The 20576-nt window shown below is 72.5% G+C and carries 15 protein-coding genes; 8 read left to right on the top strand and 7 right to left on the bottom strand.

All coding sequences use genetic code 11. The annotated features are described in order from the left end of the window. Positions 1-557 precede the first annotated feature (557 nt). On the top strand, positions 558-2756 hold the full coding sequence (locus EDD90_RS04310) for a hypothetical protein (RefSeq protein WP_260328681.1): 2199 nt from the start codon (positions 558-560) through the stop codon (positions 2754-2756). Here the strand turns inward: EDD90_RS04310 and EDD90_RS04305 are convergent, their stop codons facing one another. From EDD90_RS04305 to EDD90_RS04290, 4 genes are all read right to left on the bottom strand, one after another. Then, complete coding sequence (locus EDD90_RS04305; RefSeq protein WP_185148923.1) at positions 2757-5189, bottom strand: right-handed parallel beta-helix repeat-containing protein; 2433 nt, start codon at positions 5187-5189, stop codon at positions 2757-2759. A gap of 174 nt (positions 5190-5363) precedes the next feature. Further along, positions 5364-5969 carry a hypothetical protein gene (locus EDD90_RS04300; protein WP_123971819.1) on the bottom strand — a complete coding sequence of 202 codons (606 nt, stop codon included), beginning with the start codon at positions 5967-5969 and terminating at the stop codon, positions 5364-5366. A 661-nt stretch (positions 5970-6630) separates the two neighbouring features. Beyond that, positions 6631-7455 (bottom strand): MOSC domain-containing protein, encoded by an 825-nt coding sequence (locus EDD90_RS04295; protein WP_123971818.1) that lies wholly within the window; start codon positions 7453-7455, stop codon positions 6631-6633. Positions 7456-7497: 42 nt separating this feature from the next. After that, entirely contained in the window at positions 7498-7962 is a 465-nt protein-coding gene (locus tag EDD90_RS04290) for a DUF6643 family protein (RefSeq protein ID WP_123971817.1), read from the bottom strand. Between the two features lie 298 nt (positions 7963-8260). Between EDD90_RS04290 and EDD90_RS04285 the strand changes: the two genes are divergently transcribed. After that, on the top strand, positions 8261-9571 hold the full coding sequence (locus tag EDD90_RS04285; protein WP_123971816.1) for a TerD family protein: 1311 nt from the start codon (positions 8261-8263) through the stop codon (positions 9569-9571). Between the two features lie 27 nt (positions 9572-9598). On the opposite strand, the gene EDD90_RS04280 is transcribed toward EDD90_RS04285, so the two are convergent. Beyond that, positions 9599-10774, bottom strand: a complete 1176-nt coding sequence (locus tag EDD90_RS04280) for a glycosyltransferase (protein ID WP_260327625.1) — start codon at positions 10772-10774, stop codon at positions 9599-9601. Positions 10775-10831: 57 nt separating this feature from the next. Here EDD90_RS04280 and EDD90_RS04275 point away from each other — a divergent pair, with 57 nt between their 5' ends. Both EDD90_RS04275 and EDD90_RS04270 read left to right on the top strand, forming a co-directional pair. Beyond that, positions 10832-11623 carry a glutamate racemase gene (locus tag EDD90_RS04275; protein ID WP_394365474.1) on the top strand — a complete coding sequence of 264 codons (792 nt, stop codon included), beginning with the start codon at positions 10832-10834 and terminating at the stop codon, positions 11621-11623. An 89-nt stretch (positions 11624-11712) separates the two neighbouring features. Continuing rightward, on the top strand, positions 11713-12270 hold the full coding sequence (locus tag EDD90_RS04270) for a hypothetical protein (protein ID WP_123971814.1): 558 nt from the start codon (positions 11713-11715) through the stop codon (positions 12268-12270). A gap of 117 nt (positions 12271-12387) precedes the next feature. On the opposite strand, the gene EDD90_RS04265 is transcribed toward EDD90_RS04270, so the two are convergent. Further along, positions 12388-13416, bottom strand: coding sequence for an O-antigen ligase (locus tag EDD90_RS04265; RefSeq protein ID WP_123971813.1), 1029 nt, complete (start codon positions 13414-13416; stop codon positions 12388-12390). A 184-nt stretch (positions 13417-13600) separates the two neighbouring features. On the opposite strand from EDD90_RS04265, the gene lnt reads away from it, so the two are divergent. From lnt to EDD90_RS04245, 4 genes are all read left to right on the top strand, one after another. After that, positions 13601-15214: an apolipoprotein N-acyltransferase gene (lnt, locus tag EDD90_RS04260; RefSeq protein WP_123971812.1), complete on the top strand. Its 1614-nt coding sequence runs from the start codon at positions 13601-13603 to the stop codon at positions 15212-15214. 68 nt (positions 15215-15282) lie between these two features. Next, the gene (locus EDD90_RS04255; protein ID WP_123971811.1) at positions 15283-15762 is read left to right on the top strand and encodes an NUDIX domain-containing protein; all 480 of its coding nucleotides are present in this window, start codon (positions 15283-15285) and stop codon (positions 15760-15762) included. Positions 15763-15816: 54 nt separating this feature from the next. Continuing rightward, positions 15817-16629 carry a 3-hydroxybutyrate dehydrogenase gene (locus tag EDD90_RS04250; protein WP_123971810.1) on the top strand — a complete coding sequence of 271 codons (813 nt, stop codon included), beginning with the start codon at positions 15817-15819 and terminating at the stop codon, positions 16627-16629. Positions 16630-16730: 101 nt separating this feature from the next. Further along, positions 16731-18701 (top strand): GAF domain-containing protein, encoded by a 1971-nt coding sequence (locus EDD90_RS04245; protein ID WP_123971809.1) that lies wholly within the window; start codon positions 16731-16733, stop codon positions 18699-18701. A 26-nt stretch (positions 18702-18727) separates the two neighbouring features. On the opposite strand, the gene EDD90_RS04240 is transcribed toward EDD90_RS04245, so the two are convergent. Next, positions 18728-20098 carry an MFS transporter gene (locus tag EDD90_RS04240; protein WP_185148922.1) on the bottom strand — a complete coding sequence of 457 codons (1371 nt, stop codon included), beginning with the start codon at positions 20096-20098 and terminating at the stop codon, positions 18728-18730. Positions 20099-20576 lie beyond the last annotated feature (478 nt).

Raw genomic sequence — 20576 nt, 5'->3', positions numbered from 1 at the left:
CACATAGGGGAGATTCCGTGACGAGTGGTGTGCGTCACACCGGAATCGGCGATCCTGAAACCCGCACGGACACAGACCATTCGGCGCGTCACGGGGGAAGTGCGAGAAGAGTGGAACGCGCGCAGGAACGCACCGCCGACGACTTCGCCGAGCGGCCGACAGGGGCGCGGGGGACCGCACCTGCCGAACCCCCCGGCGCCACGGCACCGGCCGAACCCGCTGGGCGGGACCCGGTTGCGGGGGCGGAATCGGCTGGGCGAGCCGTGGCCACGAGGGTCGAGGCATCCGAGCCGGGAGCAGCTACAGGGTCGGAATCGCCAGAGCGAGCTGCGGCTGCGAGGGCCGAACCGGCTGGGCGGGTCCCGGTTGCGAGGATCGAAGCGGCTGGGCGAGCCGTGGCTGCGTCGGCCGAGGCGTCAGAGCGGGCAGGAGCCACGGGGACCGCGACGGCCGCGCGGCCCACGGTCACGGCGACCGGCGCGGCCGAGCGGACGGTCGCGCCGGAGATCGACCTCGAACTGCTGGTGCACGGTGTCGGCGGGACCACGCCCGAGAAGATGCTCGACGATCCGCGCACGGTGCGGATCACCGGCGACGACACCGCCGCCGTCTTCCGGCGTGCCGAGGACGTGGACGCCGAGTCCCGGCCCGGCGACTACCGCGACCGGCCGGTGCCCGAGGCGTACGTCTGGTGCAACCTCACCTCCGGCAACGCCTCCCGCGCCCTGTGGCTGTTGCTCCTGCCCTTCATGGTGGTCAACCTCGCCCACTGGATGCGCCCCGCCGCCCAGGACCGCCCGCGCACCGTGCGCTTCTACGGCCTGCTGGTCCGGCTCGCCGGGCTCACCCTGACCGTGCTGCTCGTCGCGGCCGCCTGCGAGGTAGCCCTGGACCTGACCGCCTGGCAGTGCGCGGGTGTCACCGCCTGCGCCGGCCGCCACACCTGGCTCGGCTTCCTCTCGCCGGCCGGCTCCGACGGCGGCTGGTGGAGCACCCCCGGGCGCCGGCTCGCCCTGGCCGCCCTGGTCCCCACCGCGCTGACGGGCCTGCTCTGGTATCTCTCGCACCGCACCTGGAGCGCCTACGAATCCACCCGACCCCTGGTCCACGACCCCGAGCCCGGCCACACCTCCCTCGGCAGCCCCGGCTTCTGGTATGGGCGCCGACTGGTGGCCCGGCTGCGCGCCGCCCACACCGCCGCGGGCCTGCTCACCGTCGCGGCCGCGGTCCTCTCACCCGCGGCCGCCTTCGACCGCAGGCCGGGCGGACCCGCCGTACTGGACGCGCTCGGGTGGCTGCTGACCGGTGCCCTGGTCACCGGGACCGTGGCCGTGGTGTGGGTGGTCTGCCGCCGGGGACGCAGCGAGAACCTCCTCGACCAGGAGCTCGACCGCCGTCTCGTACGACGCCTGCCGCTGGGCTCGCTCGCCCTGCTGGTGCTGGTCGTGCTCTACGCCGGCTGGTCCCGGCCGGGGTGGCACTCCGTGGGACGGCTCGCCGGGGACACGACCTTCGGCGGCCTGGCCCTGGCCCAGGGCGTCCTGGTGATCGTCCTCGGGGCCGTCGCCCGCGACCTGCACCGCCGGCTCCCCGATCCGCGCGCCGCCATGCGCGGTCTCGGCGGGCCCGCGGTCGCGCTGCTCGCCTGTGCGCTGGGCGGGGTCATCTCGGGCGGGGTCGCCCAGCGGGTCTCCGACTGGCTGGACGGCACCGGAACCTCCATCGCCGGGCCGCCGGTACTGCTGACCTGGCAGGCGTCGGTGATCCCGCCGGTGCTGGTGGTGCTGCTGGCCGCCGTCGCCTGGCTGTCCTGGCGCACCTCGCGGATCAGCCGCGCCGACCGGGCCGGGGTCGACCGGGACCACCCCGGGGAGCCCGCGGACGCGGCCCGTACCCGCCGTATCGCCCGGGTCCGCGCCATGGCAGCCCTCACCGACCGGACACCGTTCGTCGTCACCGTGCTGTGCGCCGCCACGCTCGTCCTGGGCGCCGGGGCACTGGTGGGCGCGCTGGCCACCGGGGAGACCCCGGACGCGGCGGCCGACCGGACGTACGCCCTGGTGCACGGCGCGGCCGAGGCCTCGCAGGCGCTCGGCTCCTGGCTGGTCGGGCTCGGCTTCATCCTCTTCGTCACCTGGGGCCGACGCGCCTACAAGGACGCCTCCGCCCGGCGCACCATCGGCATCCTCTGGGACGTCGGCACCTTCTGGCCGCGCGCCGCCCACCCCTTCGCCCCGCCCTGCTACGCCGAGCGCGCGGTGCCCGACCTGACCTGGCGCATGGACACCTGGACCCGCCGCACCGGCGGCCGGCTGGTCATCTCCGGCCACTCCCAGGGCAGCGTCCTCGCTGCCGCGGCGGCCTGGCAGCTGACCCCGGCGGTGCGCGGACGGGTCGCCCTGCTGACGTACGGCTCTCCGCTCGAGCGCCTGTACGGCCGCTGGTTCCCCGCCCACTTCGGCCCGGCCGAACTGGGCTCCCTGCACCGCGAGGTCGCCTGCTGGCGCAACCTCTACCGGCTCACCGACCCCATCGGCGGCCCCGTCCTGATCTCCGACGGCGACGGCCCCGAGGTCGACCACACACCCCTGAAGGACCCCGTCGCCTACGGACGCACCCCGGCGCACCCGCTCCCCGCCCCGATCCTCGGCCACTCCGACTACCAGGCCGACCCGGTCTTCGCCGAGGAACGCGAACGGCTGCTGGCGCGGCTGCGCCCGGACCTGCCCGGGCAGCGGCCGCAACCGGCGGGCTGATCAGGCGAGTTCCGGCAGATCCTCGGCGTACAGCAGGGTCAGGTCGTCGGTCGTCGGGTCGGCGAGCTGGGCGACCCGGCTCGCGTGCCGCTCGACCATCGCCTCGAAGGTCTGCCGGGCGGTACGCCCGTTGCCGAACGCGGGGCCCTTCGGGAGCGCCGTGAAGTACTTCAGCAGGCCCTCGGACGCGCCCGGCGCCAGCCGGTACTCGTGCTCGTCGGCCTGCTGCTCCACGATCCTCAGCAGTTCGTCGGGGCCGTAGTCGCTGAAGGTGATGGTCCGGGAGAAACGGGACGCCACGCCGGGGTTGACCGAGAGGAAGCGCTCCATCTCCTCCGTGTAGCCGGCGACGATCACCACCACGGCGTCCCGGTGGTCCTCCATCAGCTTCACCAGGGTGTCGATGGCCTCCTTGCCGAAGTCACGCCCGGCGTCCTCCGGCGACAGCGCGTACGCCTCGTCGATGAACAGCACACCGCCGTGCGCCCGCTGGAAGGCTTCCTGGGTGCGGATCGCCGTGGAGCCGATGTGCTCGCCGACCAGGTCGACCCGGGACACCTCGACCAGATGCCCCTTCTCCAGCACCCCGAGGGAGGCGAGGATCTCGCCGTAGAGCCGGGCGACCGTCGTCTTGCCGGTGCCCGGGGAGCCCGTGAACACCAGGTGCCGCTTGACCGAGGCCGCCTTCAGACCGGCCTGCTGACGGCGCCGGCCGACCTCGATCATGTCGGTCAGCGCACGGACCTCGCGCTTGACGCTGTCCAGGCCCACCAGCGCGTCCAGTTCACCGAGCACGGCCTTGGAGGTCCGGGCCGGCTCCTCGGGCGCGGCGGGGGTGAGCAGGGGTTCCTGCTCGGTGGTGCGCTGCCCGGGGATCGCCCCCAGCAGCCCGGGGGAGTGGGCCGTGGTCTGTACGGCCGTCTCGTGCGCCGCGGGCGGCCGCAGGCTGCCGCTCTCGTCGCTGGTGCAGTCCTCCACCACCGGGCCGGTACCGGCGTCCGGGCCGCCGTCCGCGAACTCGTAACCCCCGCGCGCGCACCGCTCCGTACGGCACTTGCGCAACGTCGTACGGCAGCCGTCGAGCACATGGAAGCCGTAGCCGCCGCTGCCGGTGACCCGGCAGTTCAGGAAGCTGCCCCGCCCGCCCGCCGATACATAGAAGCCGGCCTCCGCCGGGGAGGTCACCGTGCAGCGCTCGATCGTGGGGTCGGCGCCCTTGGTGACGATCACTCCGGTCTGGGTGCCGTCCACCGTGCAGTTGTTGAGGGTGCCGCCGCTGCCGTGGTCGCGGAACCAGGCGCCGGTGGCCGCCTCCCGGATCCGGCAGTCGTCCAGCTGTGCGGTCGCCCCGTCGCTCACCGACACCGCCGTGTTGCGGACCTGGGAGAGGTCGCTGTCGACGACATCCGCGCGGGAGCCCCGGTCCAGCACGAACAGCGCGTCCGGCACGTCGTGCACCCGGCAGGACTCCAGGACTGCGGTGGCGCCGTCGCTCACCCACACCGCCGGATAGTCGCCCGTGCTGTCGAAGATCTCGCACTGGTTGGCGTCCACCCGGGTGCCCGGGTCCCACACCGACAGGCCGTTGCGCCCGAACTGACGCACTGTCGTCCGGGTCAGCGTGAGCACCGAGCGGGAGCGCAGGTCGACCGCGTTCTCCGGGATGTCGTGGATACGGCAGTCGGCGAGGGTGAGCACCGCATCCGTGTCGAGGGTGACGCCGTCGGCCGTGGTGCGGTGCACATCGCAGTCGGTGAGGTGCGCCGTGGCCCGCCCGGTGACCTGCACCCCCGAGCCGCGCACCTCGTAGATCTCGCACCCCACCGCTTCCAGCGCGGAGTTCTCCCCGGTGGCCGTCAGACCGGTGCCCGAGGCGTGGTGCACCCTGCAGCGCTCGAACCGGGGATGGGCGCCGCCGCGTACCGCCACGCCCGCCTGACCGGCCGATACGACCTCGCACTCCTCGAACACCCCACCGCCGCCGTCGAGTACGGCGATGCCGATTCCGGCCGGGTTGTCCACGGTGCACCGCCGCACGGTCGGCCGCGCTCCGCCGCGCACCTCGATCCCGGAGGCGGACCGGGTGACGATCCGCACGTCCAGCAGCTCGGGTGTGCCCTCCTCGACGAGCAGCGCGGGCGCGGCCGCGTCCTGGCCCTCGACATGCAGGTCCTGTACGACCGCCGAGGCCCGCACGGTCAGCGGCACCCCGTCCGCGGGTGCGATCCGCACCGAGCCGGGCGAGCCCTCCGGGCCGCGCAATGTCACCGCGCGCTGGACGACGAGGTTCTCCCGGTAGGTGCCGGGGGCGACCGTGAGGACGTCGCCGTCGGCGGCGGCCTCCAGGGCGGCGGCGAGCGAAGCGTACTCACCCGTGCGGCGCCGCCACCGCGATGTGCCGGTGTGCGTCACCTGGACCGTGCCCTGTGCCATGGCGTTGCCGTGCCCCCACCTCGTCGTACAGATCGCTCGCTTGCCTTCGGGGCGCCACCTCGGAGGGTGTCGCGCCCTGCGGTTCGCTCGCGCGCGGGTCGATGCCGAATGCCCTTCGGCCGGTCCACCGTAGCGTGCGCCGAGGTGGTGGATCGACCAGAGACGGAAAGGCCGTCAGCTGCCCGTGCCTGCCTTGCCCCAGTCCGGGCCCGCCCGCTCCCAGGCCTGGTCCCAGCGTGCGTACCTGCGACGGACCATACGCCAGACGATCATCCGTCTGCCGCCCTCGACCAGACCCGTGGTGAGCAGCGCCGCCCCGAACCCGGCCAGTACGGCGTGCGTCGTCGCCGTCGCGGAGTCCAGCGGGCGGGCGGTTATGAGCCCGTGCCGGTCGGTCCAGACGCCGAAGTGGTCGCCCTTGTGCGGGGACTGGAGGGTCGTCAGGGCCGGGCCGTGCCGGTGGGTGCCGTCCGGTGCGGTCCAGTCGGCGAGGACACGGCTGCGGGTGTCGTGGGCGCTGGTGGCGTCCGGGTCGGGCTCCACCAGGGGACCGCCCAGTTTCCGTACGACCGTGGCGGTGACGAGACTCCGGTCGTGGTGCTGCTGCCGGACCGACTCCTGGAGCGTGTTCTGGGCGGCGGCGCCCACGAGCGAGCCGAGCACGGGCGCGGCCACCACGGTCAACAGCAGCGCCGCCAGGGCCAGCCAGGCCTCGACCAGGTCGGTCGCGCGGCGCAGCGGATTGCGCCGCCAGCGCCACAGGCCGCGGATCGCTCGCACCGTCCACCACCCCTTCCCGCTCCGTGATAACCCCCGCCCGAGCCGTTCACCCGAGCCCTCGGCCGAAGAGAGAGCGAAATCACCCCCGGCCGGGACTCTCGTGAACTTCCCACGACCCCCAACGACCGGGCCGCGGGCTTCGGTTCCCACCGACAGACGGAGATCCCCCGACCGCCGGACAAGGGCGGGTCCGGCGACGGGAGGTGGGGAGGGCGGCTCGGGCGAGGACGAAGTGAGCCAGGGCGCCTTGTGCGACGGCGGGCTGAGGGGGAGGCGGCTCGGGGAGGCCGTTCGCACGATGGCTCGCTCGGGTGGAGACGAGCCGGGCGTGAACGCCTCGTGCGCCGGTGGGCCGGGCGAGGGGGTCGCTCGGGAAGGGCGGTCGGACGATGGCGCCTCGGGCGAGGCCCGCCGACGCGATCGCCGCTGGGGCGAGGACGTCCTGTGCCGGTGCGGCTGGTACGACCGAGGGCCGGGGGCGGATCGGCGGGATCGCTCGGGCGACGAAGGCTCGGACAGCGGCGCGCACGGCGGGGGCGGTCTGCCTGCAGACAGTCATGTTGACGAGCGCCCGGCCGGAGGCCGTGGGTGACGTGCGCCTGACCGGGCGGCGGCCGTCAGGGCTGGGTCGGCTCGCGCGAGGCCGCCTCGGTCCGGGACCTCAGCCGAGGATGCGCACCGGGTCCCCGACCCGGATCGTGCCGGGGGAGCGTGGTACCAGGTTCTGGCCGAAGACCAGCTGATTGGCGAACCTGCGATGCCGTGCGAGCGTGCGCAGCGGCTCCTTGCCGCGCTCGGCGGTGACCTGGTCGGTCGTGGTCACGACGCACCGTCCGCACATCTTCGTCACCCGGAACTCGACCTCGCCGATGGCGATTCGCGTCCAGTCGTCCTCCGCCCAGGCCTCCGTGCCCCGCACGACCACGTTCGGCCGGAAGCGGTTCATGGGAAGCGGGCCCTCCTGGGCACGATCACCCTGCGCGATGAGGGCGTTGAGGGCGTCGAGCGAGGCCTGCGTCGTGACCAGCAGGGGGTAGCCGTCGGCGAAGCTCACGGTCTCGCCCGGCAGCGCGTGGCCCGGATCGATCGGGCGGCGGACGGCGGGATCGTCCATGTGGGCGAGGCGGACCTCGGCCCCGAGATAGTCGCCGCACCAGGCATGCGCGGCCTCCGCCGCGAGGACCGCCTGCACCTTCGTACCGAAGATCTCCACCGGCACTGTGGCCCCCGGCTCCGGGACAGGCACGGTCAGGGGCTCGCGCCCGGGCGCGGACAGCCGTATACCGCCGCCGGACAACAGCTCGGCGGCGGCCAGTGCAAGGCGCGGCTCCTCGCGCTGGGTGACGACCTTTCCCCCGTCGTCGATCAGAACCCAGCGTCGGTCACCGGCCAGCCCCCAGGGCTCCACGACGGCCTGCCGGGGCGAGAAGCCCCGGAACGCCTTGACCGGGTGGACGTGAATCGACTGCAGTTCGGCAATCCCCATGACGCCATCGTGCCAGGCCGCACGGACATCCGGGGGAGCCGGTCAGTAGCCGCGGTACTGCTGCTGTTGCTGGTTGTTGTACGGGTCCTGGTACGGGGCCGACTGCGCGGGGCGCGGAGCCGCCGGACGCATCGCCTCGTACCCCGTGCCGCCCATCATCGGGCGCGGCGGCTGCGGCTGGGGCTGCTGCGCGGGGTAGCCGCGCGGTCCCGTCGCCTGCTGGGGGATGTACGCCGTGGGCGCCTGCTGCAGCGGCGCGGGCTGGTGCATCTGCTGCGGGTAGCCGTAGCCCGGGGCCGGCTGGGAGGGTCCCGCCGGGAGGGCGGGCAGTGCCGACGGCAGCGCGGGCAGGTTGCTGAGGCTGCTGCCCGTGTCGTAGGCGGGAGGGACCCGGATCGGGGCGATCTGCGGGGTGCCTCGCTCGGCCACGAGGGAGTCGTAGATCGGGGTGTCCGGGAAGGAGGCGGAGTAGTAGCCGCCGCCATAGGTGGAGCGGGGGGAGGTCATGGCACATAAGTTAAGCCCACGATGTGCTGGTTGGGGAGACCGATAAGAGGGTTGTTTTCCGTGTCGGCAGTGACGCCGGATCCCCAATCCGAGCGAACTCGGCAAAAAAGGACGACAATCAGCGTTCTGATCGTGTAAAGGCAGAGTTCCGGGCTGGTTACCAGGGGTTGGACGGGGATCTTCCTGTGCCACTCGTGGGAGTTCACTGTCCCCGGGAATAGGTTGTGAGGGTAGGGATGACCTGGGGCTGCCGGGGCGTGCCCGGCATGCCGACACGTGATGGGGGGCGGACATGTCAATGTCGAAAGGATCGAATACGCCGGTGCCGACCACGGCGCTGCGTGTCGAATTGGGCTGGCACTCCGGCCCGGGTGTCCCCGACGCGGACGCCTCGGCACTGCTCCTGGTAGCCGGGAAAGTGCGCTCCGACGGCGACTTCGTCTTCTACAACCAGCCGGCGCACGCCTCCGGCGCGGTCCGGCACGAGGGCAAGCGGCGCTCCGGCGACCGGGTCACCGACACCCTTTTCGTCGACCTCGCGCGCGTGGAGGCCCCGATCGAGCGGATCGTCCTCGCGGCCTCCGCCGACGGCGGAACGTTCGGGCAGGTCCCCGGCCTCTACATCGAGGTCCGGGATGCGGCGGACGAGAGCACGGTCGCCCGGTTCGAGAGCACGGGCGCCACAGTGGAAACCGCTTTCGTGCTCGGTGAGTTGTACCGCCGCCAGGGCGGCTGGAAGTTCCGCGCCGTGGGACAGGGCTACAGCAGCGGGCTCGAAGGACTCGCCACCGACTTCGGGATCACGGTGGACGAACCACAGCACCAGGCGCCGCCCGCCCCGGTTCCGGCGCCCGCCCCGGTGGCGGTGCCCCCCGCCGCCCCGCCGCCCCCGGCCGGCCTCCCCTTCCCCCCGCGCGCTACGCCGACCTCCGGCGGCCTGCCCGTCCCGCCCCCGCCGCCCCCGTCGACCGCCCCGGCAGCGCCCGTACGGCTGTCCAAGGTGACGCTCACCAAGGCGGCGCCCTCCGTCTCCCTGGCCAAACAGGGCGGCACCTCCGGCGCCCTGCGTGTCAACCTCAACTGGCAGGTCCGCAAGCAGTTCCAGGGCTGGGGCGGCCGGCACGGCGGGGCCGACCTCGATCTCGACCTGTGCGCCCTGTACGAGCTCGCCGACGGCCGCAAGGGCGTCGTGCAGGCGCTGGGCAACGCCTTCGGCTCCCTCGGCCGGCCGCCGTACATCCACCTCGACGGCGACGACCGCACCGGTGCCGTGGCGAGCGGGGAGAACCTCACCGTCAATCTCGACCACAAACGGGACTTCCGGCGCATCCTGGTCTTCGTGACGATCTACCAGGGCGCCACGTCCTTCGCCGACCTGCACGCCACCGTCACCCTCCAGCCGCAGCACGGCGCCGCGATCGACTTCTCCCTGGACGAGTGCACGGTCCCCTCGACCGTGTGCGCCCTCGCCCTGATCACCAGCACCGGCGGCGACCTCGTCGTGCAGCGCGAGGCGCGTTACCTGGTCCCGGAGCGCGGGGTGAGCCCGCAGCGGACCGTCGACCGCGCCTACGGCTGGGGCATGAACTGGACACCCGGACGTAAATGACGGCGGGGGACACGGCGGGGAACGAGGTCAGCCCTCGTCGCCCACCGTGTCGGGACGCGCGTACGTACGCCCCTTCCAGGCCGCCCCGCGCCCGCGGTAGTGCTGCACCGCCGAGTCGACCGTCATCAGGAGGTAGAGGAACGCGGTGAACGGCAGCAGCGGCGCGAGCCACAGGGGCTGCCGGTAGTAGTGGAGCATCGGCACATATGTCGCCGCCATCACGAGCCAGGCCGCCCCGCCGACGATCGCCGCCGGCGCGCTGCCGGTGACCGCTCCCGACACCACCGCCGCCGGGGGCACCAGGTACACGAGCGCGAGACCGGCGACCGTACCGAGGAGCAGCAGCGGGTTGTGCCGCAGCTGTGCGTACGCGCTGCGGGAGACCATCCGCCACAGGTCGTGCAGCCGTGGATAGGGACGCACGCTGTCCACGTGGTCGGCGAGCCCCAGCCAGACGTGGCCTCCGGCGCCCTTCACCGCGCGGGCCAGCGCCACGTCGTCGATCACCGCATGCCGGATCGCATCCGGGATGCGTGCCTTCTCCGCCGTGTCGGCACGCAGCAGGACACAGCCGCCCGCCGCTGCCGCCGTACGCGAGCCCTTGCGGCCGATCCGCCGGAACGGGTACAGCTGCGCGAAGAAGTAGACGAACGCGGGGACCACGAGCCGTTCCCACAGGCTCTCCACCCGCAGCCGGGCCATCTGCGACACCACGTCGAAACCCCCGGTACGCGCGGCCGCCACCAGCAGCCGCAGGCTGTCGGGCTCGTGCGCGATGTCCGCGTCCGTCAGCAGCAGGTACTCGGGGCCACGCGCGCGTGCCAGACCGATGCCGTGCCGTACCGCCCACAGTTTGCCGGTCCAGCCCGCCGGCGGCTCACCGGGCGAGTCCACGGTCAGCGGCAGCCCGCCGTACCGCACGGCCAGTCGCCGGGCCAGCTCCCCGGTGCCGTCGGTGCTGCCGTCGTCGACCAGGAACACCTCGGCCCGGCCGGGGTAGTCCTGCGCCAGCAACGACGGCAGACTCAGTGGCAGTACGGCGGCCTCGTCCCGGGCCGGGACCACCACGCACACATCCGGCCATTCTCCGGGATCGCGCCGGTGCGGGAGCCGGACATCGGTGCGCCAGAAGAAACCCTGGCCGAGCAGCAGCCACAGCCAGGCGGCGAGGGATACGGCGGCGGTCCACACGATGGCGCTCACGCGCGAAGTCTGCCCCACCGGACCTGCTCCCAAGGGGCCATCGTCTATCGTGGCCGAGTGAAGATCGCGCTCATGGACTCCGGAATCGGCCTGCTGGCGGCCTCCGCCGCGGTGCGGCGGCTTCGCCCCGACGCGGATCTCGTCCTCTCCTTCGATCCCGAGGGCATGCCCTGGGGACCCCGCACCCCCGAGGACCTCACCTCGCGCGCCCTGGCCGTCGCCGAGGCCGCGGCCGCCCGCCGGCCCGAGGCCCTGATCGTCGGCTGCAACACGGCGACCGTGCACTCCCTGCCCGCCCTGCGCGCCCACCTGGAACCCGGCATCCCCGTCATCGGCACGGTCCCGGCGATCAAACCGGCCGCGGCCGGCGGGGGTCCCTTCGCGATCTGGGCGACCCCGGCCACCACGGGGAGCGCCTACCAGCGAGGCCTCATCGAGGACTTCGCCGTCGGTGTGCCGGTCACCGAGGTGCCCTGCTGGGGCCTCGCCGAGGCCGTGGAGCACGCCGACCAGGCGGCCATCGACGCCGCCGTCACCGCGGCGGCCGAACTCACGCCGGACGATGTGACGACCGTAGTCCTCGGCTGCACCCACTACGAACTCCTGACGGAACGTATCCGCGCCGCCGTCCAGCGCCCCGGTGCCGCGCCCCTCGTCCTGCACGGCTCCGCAGGCGCGGTGGCTGCCCAGGCGCTGCGCCGGATCGGCGCCCGGCCCGCCCCCGACGCACCGGCCACCGGCACGGTGACGGTGCTGCTCAACGGCCGCGAGGGCGAGCTGCCCGAGCCCGCGCTGACCTATGCCGAGGGCCGCCTGCTGCGGACGGTCAGCCCCGCCGCGTCCCAGTGAACCCCGCGGGGCCCTCGGTACCCCCGATGTGAGCAGTCACCCTCCGCGACGCGGTACCCGCGCAGCGAAACCTGAGTAATCTCGTAGTCATGAGGGACCACCCCCACGACCGCTCCCCGGACGAGGACTCCTCACACCCCGACGTCTGGACCGGGCGCGCCACCAACCGGGTCCAGTGGCTGCTGGCACTGGTCGGCGCGGCCTGCATGGCGCTCGGCATCGAACTGGCCGTGGACTCAGCCTGGACCTCCGGCGTCGCTCCGCTGGTGATGTCGGTGGTGGGCTGTATCGCCGCCGGGCTGCTGGTCCTCTTCGGCACCCTCGCCTTCGTGCACGTCGATCTGAGACTCGACAAGGAGTGCCTCGAAATCCGTTGCGGTCATATAGGAGTACCGCGCCGCCGAATTCCGCTCTCCCAGGTGGTAGGCGCGGACTTCACCCCGCAGATCACCCCGCGCCACTGGGGCGGCTGGGGCTACCGCTGGCGCCCCGAGAAGGGCACCGCCGTCGTGGTCCGCAGGGGCGAAGGCATCGTCCTGCGCCTGTGGGACGGCCACACCTTCACGATCACCGTGGACAACGCCGAGTCGGCGGTCCATGTCATCAGGGAACGCCTGCGGACGATCACACCAGGTACGGCGCACTGACACAGGCCGCTGCGGTGTGTGGCGCGACCATATGTGCCCCCGTATCCGTGCTTGGGCATCTGTGCCTGAGCGCATGTGCGGGGCATCTGCGCCTGAGCACATGTGCCGGGAGACATCTCAGCTCTGTGGGACACCCGCTGCCCATGGGCGTGCCGTCGCCAGGCCCGCCAGCAGACCGGCCCCCACTGATACGGTCGTGAAACTCAGCGCGTCGCCCACCGCGGCGATCGCGGCCAGCGCCGTCAGCGCCGCGCCCGCCGTCAGTGCGACCGGTGTCGAGCGGGGTGAGCGCCACAGGGCGTACAGGAGCCAGCAGAACGCGGTGACCAGCAGCAGCACACCGGCCAAGCCCTGCTCCGTCGCCTGCTGGAGCGGCGCGGAGTGCGGCTTGCCGTCGGGCAGCAGGGCCTCGGACGCGGTTCCGCTCAGCTCACCGAAACGGCCCGGTCCGACACCAAGGGAGATGTTTTGACGGGTGAGATGCACCGCGTCCCGCCACAGCCGGACGCGGTGCTCGGTGAGAGGGCCTTCCAGGGCAGAAGCGAGGCCGGCGGGCAGAGCGTTCGCGGCGACCGCCCACACCGTGCCGGTCACCAGCGCGGCCGTCAGGGCCAGCCCCGCGATGCCCGGACCGCGGTGACGCATCCGGCCGGCCGCGAGCGAGCACAGCAGTACGGCGGCACTGGCCGCGCACCCGGGCACCGAGCCCATGACCGCCCCGGCCACCGCGATGCCGACGGCCAGCATCCCCAGCCCGAAGCGCAGTGCCGGAACCGGCGTCGCCCAGGCGGCGCAGCACGCGCTGCCCGTCGCGAGGGCGAGCAGCGCGGCGACGGCACCGGCATGGCCGAGCGGAGTCGTGAACTGGGGACCGGGCGCCACATGGGGCATCGCCACAGCGAGTCCCAGCCCGGCCAGCGCTCCGACGCAGGGCGCGACCACCGGCAGCAGTGCCCCGGACATCCGGCCGGCGGCATAGCCCGCGGCCACGGCGAGCACCGCCAGCAGCACACCCTCGGGCCGTGCGTCGCGCCCGGCCGCCGAGATCAGCGGCCACACGGCACACGCCCCGAGCACCACGACGCCCACCGCGTCAGAAACGTTTCGTCTGTCGATGTCCGCTTCCGTACCGGCAGCGGACGTCATCCCGGTCGACCCCACCGTCGCCCCCCGTACCCGGTCCCCCGACCTGAGGCGGGTCCCGCCACCCGCCTCGGCACACCGTAACCGCTGATGCCCACTTTGTGGACGACTTGAGCGGGAACGGTGCGATTCCTGCATGACGAGACCGTGCTGTCGGCCGCAAGGTCAACCGCCGTACACTCCCGGAGTGACCGTCACCGCAACTTCCGTGGACCAGTCGGACCAGCTCACGCCGCGCCCCGCGCCCAGCGCACGCGGCCTGCGCCTGCTCCGCCGCCTGGTCCCGGCCGCCGCCTCCGCGCTCTGCGGAGTGCTGCTGTACGTCAGCTTCCCGCCCCGCACCCTGTGGTGGCTGGCCCTGCCGGCCTTCGCCGGATTCGGATGGGTGCTGCGCGGCCGCAGCTGGAAGGCGGCCCTCGGCCTCGGCTATGTCTTCGGCCTCGGCTTCCTGCTCCCCCTGCTGGTGTGGACCGGCGTCGAGGTCGGCCCCGGGCCCTGGCTCGCACTGGTGGCCATCGAGGCGATCTTCATCGCGCTGGTCGGCGTCGGAGTCGCCGCCGTCTCCAAGCTGCCCGCCTGGCCTGTGTGGGCGGCCGCCATATGGATCGCGGGGGAGGCGGCACGCGCGCGTGTGCCCTTCCGCGGCTTCCCCTGGGGCAAGATCGCCTTCGGTCAGGCGGACGGTGTCTTTCTGCCGCTCGCCGCGGTGGGCGGCACCCCGGTGCTCGGCTTCGGTGTCGTCCTGTGCGGATTCGGTCTCTACGAAGTCGGGCGCCTCGTCGTCGAGGGGCGCCGGACGCGTGAGATCCGGCGCGGTGCGGCAGCCGCGGCCCTGCTGAGCGTGGCCGTCCCCGTCGTGGGCGCGGTTGCCGCACAGGCGCTGGTGAGCGACAAGGCGGAAGACGGTTCGGTCACCGTCGCGGTCATCCAGGGCAACGTGCCGCGGGCCGGCCTCGATTTCGCGTCCCAGCGGCAGGCCGTGCTCGACTACCACGTCAAGGAGACGCTGAAGCTCGCCGCCGACGTCAAGGCGGGCAAGGCGGCCAAGCCCGACTTCGTGCTCTGGCCGGAGAACTCCTCCGACGTCGACCCGTTCGCCGACGCCGACGCGGCCGCCGTCATCGACCAGGCCTCCAAGGCGATGGGCGTGCCCATCTCGGTCGGCGGGGTCGTCGAACGGGGCGGCAAGCTCCTCAACGAGCAGATCCTGTGGGACCCGGTCAAGGGCCCGACGGCGACCTACGACAAGCGGCAGATCCAGCCCTTCGGCGAGTACCTCCCGCTGCGCGGTCTGGTCGGCGCGATCAACAAGAACTGGACCAGCATGGTCCGCCAGGACTTCAGCCGGGGCACCAAGCCCGGCGTGTTCGACATCGACGGCACCAAGGTCGGCCTGGCCACCTGCTACGAGGCCGCCTTCGACTGGGACGTGCGGGACACCGTCACCCACGGCGCCGAGATGATCTCCGTACCGAGCAACAATGCCACCTTCGACCGCAGCGAGATGACCTACCAGCAGCTCGCCATGTCCCGTATCCGCGCGGTGGAGCACAGCCGGACCGTGACCGTGCCGGTGACCAGCGGTGTCAGCGCGATCATCATGCCGGACGGGAAGATCACCCAGAGGACCGGCATGTTCGTGCCCGCCTACCTGGTCCAGAAGGTCCCGCTGCGCACCTCCGAGACGCCCGCGACCAAGCTGGGCATCCTGCCCGAGATCGCCCTGGTGCTGGTCGCCGCGGGTGGCGTCGGCTGGGCGATCGGGGCCGGAGTGCGCGGTCGGCGCGCCGGCGACGCGTAGCCGTACACCCGCCGTACGCCCCGTGGTACCGGTCGGTCCGGGGGAACCGGCCCGTTAGGGTCGGTTCCATGGCGACTCCTGACTTCATCCGCGAGATCCGGGCCTCCGCCGGCCACCAGTTGCTGTGGCTTCCCGGGATCACCGCCATCGTCTTCGACGACGAGGGCAGAGTGCTGCTGGGCAGGCGCACGGACACCCGCAAGTGGTCGGTCATCGGCGGCATCCCGGAGCCGGGGGAGCAGCCTGCGGTCTGCGCCGTGCGGGAGGTCTACGAGGAGACGGCGGTGCGCTGTGTCGCCGAGCGGGTGGTCCTCGTCCAGGCGCTGAACCCGGTCACCTACCCGAACGGCGACCTCTGCCAGTACATGGACATCACCTTCCGCTGCCGGGCCGTCGGCGGCGAGGCACGCGTCAACGACGACGAGTCGCTGGACGTGGCCTGGTTCGACGTGGACGCCCTGCCCGAGATGAACGAGTTCGGCCTCTTCCGGATCAAGCAGGCCATGTCGGATGCACCCACATGGTTTGACGCTACGACTCTAAGCTGAAGTATGTGGACCGGCCCTATGCGATCCGAGGGGAGGGCCGCCTAGGGTCGGCTTATGAGTTCGCTCGGCGCCGTCCCCGGTCCCCACGCCCCCGCCCTCGACCTCCAGGGCCGCACCGCCCTGGTCACCGGTGCCGCCGGTGGTATCGGCCGTGCCTGCGCCCTGCGCCTCGCGGCCGCGGGCGCCCGGGTCAGAGCCGTCGACCGGGACGCGGCGGGGCTGGCCGAGCTCGTGGAGCAGGCGAGGCGGGCGCCGGACCCGGCGGGCGGTGCCGTCGAGCCTTACGTCGTCGACCTCACCGACCTGGACGCGGCCGAACACGCGGCAGCCGGCACCGACGTCCTCGTCAACAACGCGGGCATCCAACTGGTCCGCCCCATCGAGGACTTCCCGCCGGACGTCTTCCACACCGTACTCACCGTGATGCTGGAGGCACCCTTTCGGCTCATCCGGGGTGCCCTGCCCCATATGTACGAGCAAGGTTGGGGGCGGATCGTGAATGTGTCCTCCGTCCATGGGCTGCGCGCCTCCGTCTATAAGTCGGCCTATGTGGCCGCCAAACACGGTCTGGAGGGACTGTCCAAGACGGCCGCCCTGGAAGGTGCACCCCATGGGGTGACCTCTAACTGTGTGAACCCCGGCTATGTGCGCACCCCACTGGTCGAGAAGCAGCTCGCCGACCAGGCCCGGGCCCACGGCATCCCCGAGGAGCGGGTGCTGTCCGAGGTCCTCCTGACCGACAGCGCCGTGAAACGGCTCGTCGAACCGGCGGAGGTCGCCGAGGCCGTGGCCTATCTCTGCGGCCCCCAGGCATCCTTCGTCACGGGCACCTCGCTGGTGCTCGACGGCGGCTGGACGGCCCACTGAACAGCTCATTTGAACAGCTCATTGAACGGCAGGACAGCTGTCGGTGCGCGAGTTCTCCACAGGCCCGACAGGTCGGAGGCACGATGCGGAATCCTGTGACCATGTCTCGCGATCACGTGCAGTCCGCCATGAGGCCGGCCCCGGCAGCAGCGGCCGGCGCCCTCGACGAGGGCGCCGCCAAGGCGCCCGCGGACGCGGAGCTGCCCTACCTCGAACTGCTGGCCAGAGGCGCCTCGGCGGAGACGTACGAACAGCCGGTGCTGGTCGCCCGTGCCGAGGACCGGGCGCCGGAGCGGATCGCCGCGCTGGAGCGGGCCAAGCTCCTCGCCCTGCGGGTCCGCACCGAGCTGGAGGGCAGACGGCGGCGCGAGGCGGAGCTGTCCGCACTGTTCGAGACCGCCCACGACCTGGCAGGCCTGCGGGACGTGGACGCCGTGCTGCAGGCGATCGTCCAGCGCGCCCGCTCGCTGCTCGGCACCGACGTCGCCTACCTGAGCCTCAACGACCCGGCGCGCGGTGACACCTATATGCGGGTCACCGAGGGGTCGGTTGCCGCCCGCTTCCAGCAACTGCGGCTCGGCATGGGGGAGGGGCTGGGCGGACTCGTCGCACAGACCGCGCGGCCGTACGTCACCGACGACTACTTCAAGGACGACCGCTTCCAGCACACGCTCACCATCGACTCCGGTGTGCGCGACGAGGGCCTGGTCGCCATCCTCGGGGTGCCGCTCATGCTCGGGCCGCACGTCATCGGCGTGCTGTTCGCGGCGGACCGGCGGGCACGCGTCTTCGAACGCGAACAGATCGCGCTGCTCGGCTCCTTCGCCGCGCTCGCGGCAGCCGCCATCGACACGGCGAACCTGCTCACCGAGACCCGCTCGGCCATGGCCGGACTGGAGCGCGCCAACGAGATCATCAAGGACCGCAGCGCGGTCATCGAACGTGCCTCGGACGTCCACGACCGGCTTGCCGAACTCGTGCTGCGCGGCGGCGGAGTCCATGACGTGGCCGCCGCCGTCTCCCAGATCCTCGACGGCACGGTCGAGTTCACCGACACCGCCGACACACGGTCGCTGGAGACATCCCGCACGGAAGGGCACGCGGTCCGGCACCGGACCGACTGGATCGCCGCCGTCGCCGCGGGCGGCGAACTGCTCGGCGCGCTGGTGCTGCGCGGCCATCCGGAACTCGACCCCGTCGACCAGCGCACCCTGGAGCGCGCCGCCATGGTCACCTCGCTGCTCCTGCTGGCCCGCCGCTCCGCGGCCGAGGCCGAACAGCGCGTGCGCGGCGAACTGCTCGACGACCTGCTCGACGCCCGGGACCGTGATCCACGCCAACTGCGCGACCGCGCCGCCCGGTTGCACGCCGATCTCGACGCCACCCACGTCGTCCTCGCCGCCCGGCTGGAGGGCCCGGCAGCCGGCGCGGAGGACGCGGCGGCCGCCCGCCGCCGGCTGTGGTCGGCCGCCACCCACCTCGCCACCACCCGCCATGGCCTGGCCGCCGCCCGCGACGGCGGCACCGTCCTGCTACTGCCCCTGGACCCCGGCGACACCGCCACTGACGTGGCCCGGCGCACCGCCCGCCACCTCGGCACCGCCGTCCATCAGCCGGTGACCGTCGGCGCCTCCGGGCCCCTCGCGGACCTCGCCGCCCACCCCGACACGGTGGCCGCCGGGTACACCGAGGGCCGCCGCTGCCTCGACGCGCTGAACCTCCTCGGCCGGGGCGGAGACGGCGCCGCCGCCGAGGACTTCGGCTTCCTCGGCCTGCTGCTCGCGGGCGAACGGGACGTCACCGGATTCGTCGAACGCACCATCGGCCCGGTCGTCGCCTACGACGAACGACGCGGCACGGAACTGCTGCGCACTCTCGACGCGTACTTCGCCTCGGGGATGAGCCCGGCCCGCACGAAGGACGAACTCCACGTCCACGTCAACACGGTGGCCCAGCGGCTGGAACGCGTGGCCCGCCTCCTCGGCGACGACTGGCAGAGCCCCGCCCGCGCCCTGGAAGCCCAACTGGCCCTGCGCCTGCACCGATTGGGTGCACAGCCGGAACGCCGCTGATCCCGCCCGGGACCAGCGGCGCACGCTCAGACGGTGTGTGCGTCCCTGCTGCTCGCCGTGGCCGAGGGCGGCGCGCCGTCGTCGGCCAGGTCCCGCTGCCGGGTCTCCTTCGCCACGGCCAACGCGACCAGGGTGAGCAGGGACGCCGCGATCACATACAGGGCGATCGGGGTCGAGCTGCCGTAGTCGGACAGCAGCGCGGTGGCGATGAGCGGGGCCGGTGCCCCGGCGGCGACGGAGGCGAACTGGGCGCCGACGGAGGCACCGGAGTAGCGCATCCGGGTCGCGAACATCTCCGAGAAGAAGGCGGCCTGGGGCGCGTACATGGCGCCGTGCAGGACCAGGCCGACGGTCACCGCCAGCACCAGGTACCAGAACGTCCCGGTGTCGGCCAGGGCGAAGAACGGGAACATCCACATTCCGATCCCGGCCGCGCCCAGCAGATAGACGGGCCGCCGCCCGACCCGGTCCGACAGCGCGCCCCAGGCCGGGATCACGGCGAAGTGGACGGCGGAGCCGATCAGTACGGCGTTCAGGGCGGTCTGCTTGGAGACGCCGGCGGACGTGGTGGCGTAAACGAGGATGAAGGCGGTGATGACGTAGTAACTGATGTTCTCCGCCATGCGCGCGCCCATCGCGATCAGCACATCGCGCCAGTGGTGCCGCAACACCGAGACCAGCGGCGACTGTTCGGCGTCCCCGGCGTCGCGCCGGGCCTCGGCCTGCGCCAACGCCTGCCGGAACACAGGCGATTCGTCGACCGAGAGACGGATCCACAGACCGACGACGACCAGGACACCGGAGAGCAGGAACGGAATCCGCCAGCCCCAGGCGGCGAACGCGTCGTCCGACAGTACGGCGGTGAGCAGCGACAGCACACCGGTCGCCAGGAGTTGCCCGGCGGGCGCACCGGTCTGCGGCCAGGACGCCCAGAAGCCGCGTCGGCGCGCGTCACCGTGCTCGGACACCAACAGGACGGCGCCGCCCCACTCACCACCGAGAGCGAATCCCTGGACGAGGCGCAGGAGAGTCAGCAGAACAGGTGCCGCGCTGCCGACCGTCGCGTGCGTCGGCAGCAGCCCGATCCCGAAGGTCGCCCCGCCCATCAACAGCAGACTCAGCACGAGCAGCCGCTTGCGCCCGAGCCGGTCCCCGTAGTGCCCGAACACCAGGGCCCCGAGCGGCCGGGCGGCGAACCCGACCGCGTACGTCAGGAACGACAGCAGCGTGCCGACGAGCGGGTCGGAGTCGGGAAAGAACAGCCTGTTGAAGACGAGGGCGGCCGCGGAGCCGTACAGGAAGAAGTCGTACCACTCGATGGTGGTGCCGATGAGGCTTGCCGCGACGATGCGGGGGAGGTTCGGCGGAGCGAGCGGAGAACTTGCCGGTGACGACATCGGCACCACTTCCTGGCGTTCGACGGGGACGTTTCTGTGTCGCCACACCGTAGGAAGGCGCAGGTCAGAGGCGTATGTGCTGGGACACCATACTTCTGGGCGTGGGAGTGCGTGCGGCAACCATGGAGGTGGTGCCGGGCCTCCGCGGTGGCCGCCTCAACGGGGGCGAGGGGTGCTGTCCGAGTTGCGGTGTTCGGGCATGATTCGGTGGTGCCGCAGCGACTCCCGTGCTGGTTCGGTGCTGACTGAAAGCCCACGTCATCACCCGTTCTCACCTCTCCCGTGCCGACTTGCTGCTCACTACGCAGCGTAGAAGGCCGACATGGGACGCAGATCGGGCGTCCTCGAACTGCCCCGCGTCGGAAGGAGCACCGGACGTCGGGCACCTCGAGCACGGTCGCGTCTGCCCCATGTCGGGGCAAGACCCATTCGCCGTCACCGGCAGTGCCGTTCACGGAGTCACCCCTGCGCGTTGGCG

The sequence above is a fragment of the Streptomyces sp. Ag109_O5-1 genome (assembly GCF_003814875.1).
Taxonomy (GTDB): domain Bacteria; phylum Actinomycetota; class Actinomycetes; order Streptomycetales; family Streptomycetaceae; genus Streptomyces; species Streptomyces sasae.
This window is presented reverse-complemented; position numbering and strand designations above follow the sequence as displayed.